Below are 7,079 nucleotides of genomic sequence, written 5' to 3' on the forward strand. Positions count from 1 at the left end.
AATCAGCCTTTCGCTGCTACCGCCGCTGCTATCAAACCAATGAACAATGGGTGTGGTCGCGTTGGACGTGAACGAAGCTCAGGATGAGCTTGCGTGCCTACGTAGTAAGGATGCACCTCTTTAGGAAGTTCCACAAACTCCACTAGGTCTCGTTCCTTAAACATTCCCGAGAAAACAAGGCCAGCACTCGAAATCTGCTCACGGTATTTGTTGTTTACTTCATAACGGTGTCGGTGACGTTCCGAAACTTCAGTTGATCCATAAGTAGTGGCAACGACTGACCCCGCAAGTAGATCTGCTTTATAGAGACCAAGGCGCATAGTTCCGCCCATGTCCCCTTTGCCTGAGACAACATCCTTCTGGTCATCCATCGTTGCGATCACAGGTGTGCCAGCATCTGAAAATTCTGCAGAGATCGCATCGTTAATTCCTGCCAAGTTACGTGCCGCTTCAATGACCATGCACTGCAATCCTAGACACAATCCTAAAGTAGGAATTTTGTTCTCACGTGCATATTTTAGAGCACCAACTTTTCCTTCAATGCCACGAATTCCAAATCCGCCTGGAACACATATCGCATCTACTCCTTGCAAATGCTTCTTAGCTCCCTCTGGAGTTTCACATTCATCACTTGCTATCCACACAATTTCTATTTTCGCTAAATTAGCAAAACCGCCTGCCCGTAAAGCTTCAGAAACTGAAAGATAAGCATCAGGAAGATCTATGTACTTGCCAACTAAACCAACCTTGACCAAATGTTTTGGATGATGGACCTTCTCCAGTAACTCATCCCAATCGCCCCACACAACATCATGGCATTCAAATCCAAGTCGCTTAACTACATACGAATCCAAGCCTTCACTATGTAGGACCTTTGGGATGTCATAAATCGACGGTGCATCAACGGCAGCAACAACTGCCTCACAATCCACGTCACACATTAACGAGATCTTCTTTTTAACGCCTTCAGGGATCTCGCGATCAGAGCGCAAAACAATGGCATCAGGTGCGATACCAATACTTCTCAACGCTGCAACAGAGTGCTGAGTCGGCTTAGTTTTCAATTCACCAGAAGGACCGATGTATGGAACCAAAGAAACATGCAAGTAGAAAACATTGTCACGGCCAACGTTTTGGCGAATCTGTCGGATTGCTTCAAGAAATGGTTGTGACTCTATGTCTCCAACTGTTCCACCAACCTCGGTAATTACTAGGTCGATGTCAGGACCAGCCATTGCAAGAATGCGTTCTTTGATTTCATTTGTAATGTGTGGAATTACTTGAACTGTCTCTCCCAAATACTCACCGCGTCGCTCTCTTGCGATCACACGGGAATAGACCTGACCCGTCGTGACATTTGCAGATCCATGAAGATTGCGATCCAAGAAACGCTCATAATGGCCGATATCTAAATCTGTTTCAGAGCCATCATCAGTTACGAATACTTCGCCGTGTTGAAATGGATTCATGGTGCCAGGGTCAACATTGAGGTAAGGATCTAGTTTTTGCATTGTTACGCGTATGCCGCGAGCTACAAGTAATCTTCCAAGACTTGAGGCGGTGAGTCCTTTACCTAAACTTGAGGCGACTCCGCCGGTTACGAATAAATGTTTAGTCACATGTGCTTGGCCCATGGGAGTCAAACCTATCATTCAAAACTGCCCTACAACTACACCTTCAGGGAAAGTAGCTCCGTGGCGTGCTCACGGGCGCTAGATGAGTTCTCCAGACCAGCCAACATGCGGGCAATCTCTTCAATGCGATCCTCCCCCGACACATTTCGGACATCGCTTTGGCTGACCGTGCCATCATTATTTTTTGTCACAACGAAATGGCTATCTGCCCAAGCTGCAACTTGTGGCAAATGGGTAACAACAATCACTTGTGCGTGTTGGGCTAATTGATGAAGTCTCTTCCCCACCTCTATTGCAGCTTTCCCACCGACACCCGCATCAACTTCATCAAATACATATGTGCCTATTGGATGAGTTGTGGCTATCACTACCTCAAGTGCCAACATAACTCGTGACATTTCACCACCTGATGCTCCCTTAGCTAACGCAACAAGCGGTGCATCTTTATGGCCCTGAATAAACATTGCAATTTCATCACAGCCAGTTGCAGTGAAATCTGATTCCTTGGGCGCTGCATAATCAGCGCTTTGAACCTTTGCCACAAATGATGCATGAGGCATGGACAATTGTTGAATCTCTGCTGTTACTAATTTTGAGAGATGCTCTGCAGCCTTGGTTCTATTTTCAGAAAGGCTTTTTGCAACCTTAAGGAGCACTTTCTTATGTCCCGATAACTCAGATTCTAGTTCCTGTAATCGCTGATCCCCACCCTCAAGATCGGCTATAGCATCCGAGGAATTTTTGTAACGCACAGCTAATTCGGAAAGCTCTTGCTCATGAGAACCTGCACCACCGAATCGCTTGAGTAAAGTATTGATATCGGCCTTGCGGGCCTGCAAAAAATCCAACCTAACAGGGTCGGCCTCCAACTTGCTCTGATAAGAATTGAGTGAGGTTTGTGCATCGGCTAGGAGGAAAAAAATCTCGCTCAGTTGTTGATAAATTGCCTCCAGTTGAGGGTCTTTACTTCTAGCAGAATCGAGGGCTCGTCGAGCAACACCAATCGATGTTAAAGATCCAGCCTCTTCATCTTCAATAGCGGACGTAGCCTGAGCTGTTGCTAAGCGAAACTCTTCAACGCTTGAAAGACGCGCGATTTCTTGATCGATCTCGGCATACTCCCCAACCAATGGCTTCAATTTTTTGAACGCATCGGCGAACTCTCTTAACTCGGATAACTCTTTGTCCTTCTGGGCAATACTTTTTTTCAGAGAAGAAATGCGCTCTTTAAGATCGTGGTAACTGCTAAGGGCCCTTTGATAATCCGAAAGGTCTACTTGACCAAAACGATCAACTAACTCACGTTGCCTGGAACTTTTTGTAATGTTTTGGTTCGCGGCTTGACCGTGAACCTCCACCAAATTCTCTCCAACAATTGAAAGCGTTCCAGCAGTTGCGGTGATCCCATTAGTTGTTGCTTTGCTTTTTCCATCCGCTGCCACAGTCCGCGTCACGATTAATTCACCATCTTCAACCAAAACATCCTCGAATAAATGCTCTGCAGATCTTGGGATGCTGAAACGACCACTGGCAACTAATCTCTCAGAGCCTTTTCGAACTAAAGCGCTATCGGCCTTGCCTCCTAAAATCAGATTCAAAGCGGTCAAAATCATTGTTTTACCGGCCCCGGTTTCACCGGTCAAAACTGTTAAACCTTTAGAGATTTCTAGTGTCGATTGATCTATAACACCGATAGAACGGATTGTTATCTCTTCAAGAAAAGTGCGTTCACTCACCACGCCATCCTTCAACTGGAAGTTTGAACTTTGCTACTAAGCGGTCGCTAAAAACCGTGTTTTTTAAGTGTGCCAGTTTGATAATTCTTGGGTCTCTGGTAACCAAAACTCGGTCGCCTCTTTGCAGCTCAAACTTGCGTAAAGCATCGGCAGAAAGAAACGCTTCCGATGATTCAATCCCCACGGCTATCTTTGAGGTTGGGGAGATTACTAGCGGACGCGAAAATAAAGCATGGGCAGATATTGGTAAGACCACAAGTGCATCAACTTCTGGCCACAAAATCGGACCGCCTGCAGAGAATGCATAAGCTGTAGAACCGGTGGGTGTTGCACAAATCAATCCATCACAGCCCCATCTTGAAATTGGACGACCATCAATTTCGAGGAAAAGTTCAACCATCGTGGCTTTCTCTCGCTCTACCGTTACTTCATTAAGAGCCCAACCACTTGTCACCACTTGACCATCTCGTTCGACTGAATATCCAAGAGTTATACGTGGATCGATTACGTAGGTCTTATTCACTAGAGCATGCATTACATCTACAGTTTTTGAACGCTCGACTTCAGACAAAAAGCCAACATGTCCTAAGTTCACACCCAGCAATGGAATATCGCGCGCCTGGGCAACTTCTGCAGCACGCAGCATGGTTCCATCCCCACCCAAGACAACAGCAACTTCAAGCTCTGGAAGATCTGCAAAAGTTGATTTTATAATTCCAGGTATCTCAACATCAGAGATTGTGTAGATGCCAAAAGTCGAGGCTAGGTTTTGTTGCAATTCAACGGCTGCAACCACTGCATCAACTCGTCCTGGATTACAAACGATTAGTAAATTTCGCTTCACTGTGGTCCTATCGCTATGGCTTGATCAAGCATTTCATGATCGATCTCAGAAGCGCCTCTGCGCAACCACAGAAAGTATTCAACATTTCCGGCAGGACCAGGAAGTGGGCTAGCAGTTATTCCCATCGTCCCAAGTCCAACATCGTAGGCTGAATCAGCCACTTCAATAACTGCCGATTTACGCAAGGCTGGATCGCGAACCACGCCACCTGCTCCTAGTTTTTCACGACCAACTTCGAACTGGGGCTTAACCATCAAGACAAAATCTGCTTCAGGTTTAGAAACAGCAGCTAAAGCAGGAAGAACCAAAGTAAGTGAGATGAATGAAAGGTCAGCGACCACTAAGTCGATTGGCTCCCCCACCATGTCTCCGGTTAAATGACGAATATTGGTTCTATCTAGAACAGTGACTCTTTCATCTTGACGCAAACCCCATGCCAACTGCCCATAACCAACATCGACAGCGACAACGTGACCCGCGTTTCTTCGCAATAAAACATCAGTAAATCCACCTGTAGAAGCTCCTGCGTCTAAACAACGCTTGCCCTCAACCGTTACTCCTGTAAAAGCGTTCAAAGCACCATCTAATTTGTGGCCACCACGGGAAACGAAATCATCCCGATCTCCGGCGATCACAATAGATGTCTCTGCATCGACTTGGGTTGCAGGTTTTGTTGCTGGGATGCCACCAACTAGAACTGCACGCTTTTCAATGAGATCGGCAGCCTGTTCACGCGAACGAGCCAGTTCTCTTCGAACTAACTCGGCATCCAAACGTGTTTTCATTTAAAAATTAAAGCCCATCGATTGAGGACAAGGCTTGATTAAGGCGTTGGTGGAGGACCTCAAATCGTTCGGCATGATCGCCAACTTCCATAGCATCTATTTCTTGTAACTCTGTGCGTAAGTCCTCTACGAGAGATTCGCCATTGATTTGATTATTGTTTTCCATTTATTGTGCAACTCTCTTTTTCGTGGCTTTTTTAGCCGCCTTCTTTGCAACCTTTTTAACAGTTTTCTTCTTTTCAGGTGCTGGCTTCGAACTTTTCTTTGAAGTTCCTTTTTTAAGTGAGGCAACTTCCTGCTTTAACGCTTCAAACTCTCCTCGTTTTACAAATCCCATCTTAGAAACCGAGCGCTCGACTTCATCTTCAATTTTTACCTTCAGCGCTTCGCCACCTTCTTTTAGCCAACCGTTTAGCGAGTCAGCTACTTCGGCTGCATTCTTGTTGCCAATCTGAACATGGTTTGCAAAGGTTTTAAGATTAGAGAGAAAATCACTGTTTTTGCTCATGCCATAAGCCTACCTAAATTCGAGAAATCTCTACCGCTTCAACCTGCCAACGGCTTGCCAGCCCGCTTGGTGAACTCCAGAATCTGCGGTGAATTGAGCCTGAAATCTCTACCCATTCATCAGGTACCAGACAGTGCGATGTTCTGCGTGACTTTGCACTCCATGACCCGATGTCTAAGGTGTCAACGCCGGGTTGTTTATCCCGTGAGACTATCAGTCGAAATTCGACCACCTTGTCGCCACTCGGAAGAACCTTTTCAACGGCCTCTTGTGAAACTCGACCTCTGAGTAGAACATCGTTCAAAGAATAATCTTCTTCAACTTCATCAAATTTTTTGGTACTTGCTCCCTTAACCACACGATCTCCTAAACTTTTTAAAGTGGAGATGATGATCTTGCGTGCTACCGACACTTTTCAGTACGTGAGCAATGTCTGTGGGTAACTATCCTAAAGAGCGCTCAGCAGCATCTGTTAGTTCTTCCTCATCTAATGATGCACATTTACCAAACCATTCACGCGCTTCATCTTTTCTACCGGCGGCGTCCAATGCATCGGCATAGGCATAGCGAAGACGCATCGCCCATTCATCTGTTTCATTATTCAATTCTTTGCAGGTTAAAGTAACTACAGCAGCGTCTAGCTCACCTAAGTCACGACGAGCACCTGCTGCAACTATTCGCATCTCAATTTCTTCCGGCTTAGCTAATCGCTTAACCTCTGGAGAACCAGCCAAACTCAATGCTTTGAGAGGATTTCCGAGCCCTCTTTCACAGTCAGCCATCACAGGAAGTGATGAAACATCTCCTGAAATACGATTTGCTGCTCGCAACTCCTTTAAAGCAATTTCGTAATGACCTGCACGATATGCTGCATAACCAGCAGATTCACGAACCACAGCAAGACGGCCTGCATGATGAGCTGCTGCAATGCCATGTTTGTGTGCTAATTGAGGATCTGTATCCTGATAGAGATTTATACATACAAGATGTCGTGCGACAACCTTCGCATTCTCAGCGGACAAACTAAGTAATTCAGCACGAACTGATTTTTCTAACTCTTCACCTGTGACATCTTCTGGAATATCTGGCTCAAAAATTCGCGGACGCAGGCGAGATTGCTCGCGATCCATCGGTGCAGGACGTGCTCCGCGAGGATCAGATCCATCACGAGTTTGTCGGGGAGCTCCAGCACGGCTTTGAGAGCCACCTCGAGCAGGCAGATCTTCACGTCTGCGCTGCGAATTAGGTCCGGAAGGTTTGCGAACTGCTTCTCCAGATGGACGACGCTCCCCTGGCCTTGCCGAGCGCTCACCTGGTTTTAAATTATCAACGGGTCGTGAAGGACGAGATGGGCGCTGTTCTCTTTCATCCATGACATTCTCCTTCACGCTCTTTAATTTTTAACATTATGACATTTACTCACGAGAAATAAAAAAGGGGCGCCAGTTAAAGCGCCCCTTTTTATAAAAGAAGTCCGGCGACGTTCTACTCTCCCACAAGGTCACCCTTGCAGTACCATCGACGCTGAGAGGCTTAACTTCCGGGTTCGGAATGGGACCGGGTGTTTCCCTC

8 protein-coding genes and 1 rRNA gene are annotated in these 7,079 nt (G+C 46.3%); all 9 read right to left on the reverse strand.

What is annotated here, in order from left to right; all coding sequences use genetic code 11:
• Positions 1 to 2: 2 nt before the first annotated feature.
• Positions 3 to 1,634, reverse strand: coding sequence for a CTP synthase (gene pyrG / locus AC9UH7_RS01685; protein ID WP_509594225.1), 1,632 nt, complete (start codon positions 1,632 to 1,634; stop codon positions 3 to 5).
• A 35-nt stretch (positions 1,635 to 1,669) separates the two neighbouring features.
• Positions 1,670 to 3,370, reverse strand: coding sequence for a DNA repair protein RecN (gene recN / locus AC9UH7_RS01690; protein WP_509594227.1), 1,701 nt, complete (start codon positions 3,368 to 3,370; stop codon positions 1,670 to 1,672).
• Positions 3,363 to 4,214, reverse strand: coding sequence for an NAD kinase (locus tag AC9UH7_RS01695; RefSeq protein WP_509594229.1), 852 nt, complete (start codon positions 4,212 to 4,214; stop codon positions 3,363 to 3,365). Before AC9UH7_RS01695 ends, recN begins: the two co-directional genes overlap by 8 nt.
• Positions 4,211 to 4,999, reverse strand: coding sequence for a TlyA family RNA methyltransferase (locus AC9UH7_RS01700; RefSeq protein ID WP_509594232.1), 789 nt, complete (start codon positions 4,997 to 4,999; stop codon positions 4,211 to 4,213). Before AC9UH7_RS01700 ends, AC9UH7_RS01695 begins: the two co-directional genes overlap by 4 nt.
• Before the next feature lie 7 nt (positions 5,000 to 5,006).
• A complete protein-coding gene (locus tag AC9UH7_RS01705) occupies positions 5,007 to 5,165 on the reverse strand; it encodes a hypothetical protein (RefSeq protein ID WP_509594235.1) in 159 nt (52 codons plus the stop codon).
• Positions 5,166 to 5,507 carry a hypothetical protein gene (locus AC9UH7_RS01710; protein WP_509594237.1) on the reverse strand — a complete coding sequence of 114 codons (342 nt, stop codon included), beginning with the start codon at positions 5,505 to 5,507 and terminating at the stop codon, positions 5,166 to 5,168.
• A gap of 13 nt (positions 5,508 to 5,520) precedes the next feature.
• Positions 5,521 to 5,919 carry a single-stranded DNA-binding protein gene (locus AC9UH7_RS01715; protein ID WP_509594239.1) on the reverse strand — a complete coding sequence of 133 codons (399 nt, stop codon included), beginning with the start codon at positions 5,917 to 5,919 and terminating at the stop codon, positions 5,521 to 5,523.
• A 31-nt stretch (positions 5,920 to 5,950) separates the two neighbouring features.
• A complete protein-coding gene (locus tag AC9UH7_RS01720) occupies positions 5,951 to 6,880 on the reverse strand; it encodes a hypothetical protein (protein WP_509594241.1) in 930 nt (309 codons plus the stop codon).
• A gap of 99 nt (positions 6,881 to 6,979) precedes the next feature.
• Positions 6,980 to 7,079: ribosomal RNA gene (gene rrf / locus AC9UH7_RS01725) — 5S ribosomal RNA — on the reverse strand; the annotation flags it as partial.

The organism is Candidatus Planktophila sp., from assembly GCF_044348745.1.
GTDB lineage: Bacteria > Actinomycetota > Actinomycetes > Nanopelagicales > Nanopelagicaceae > Planktophila.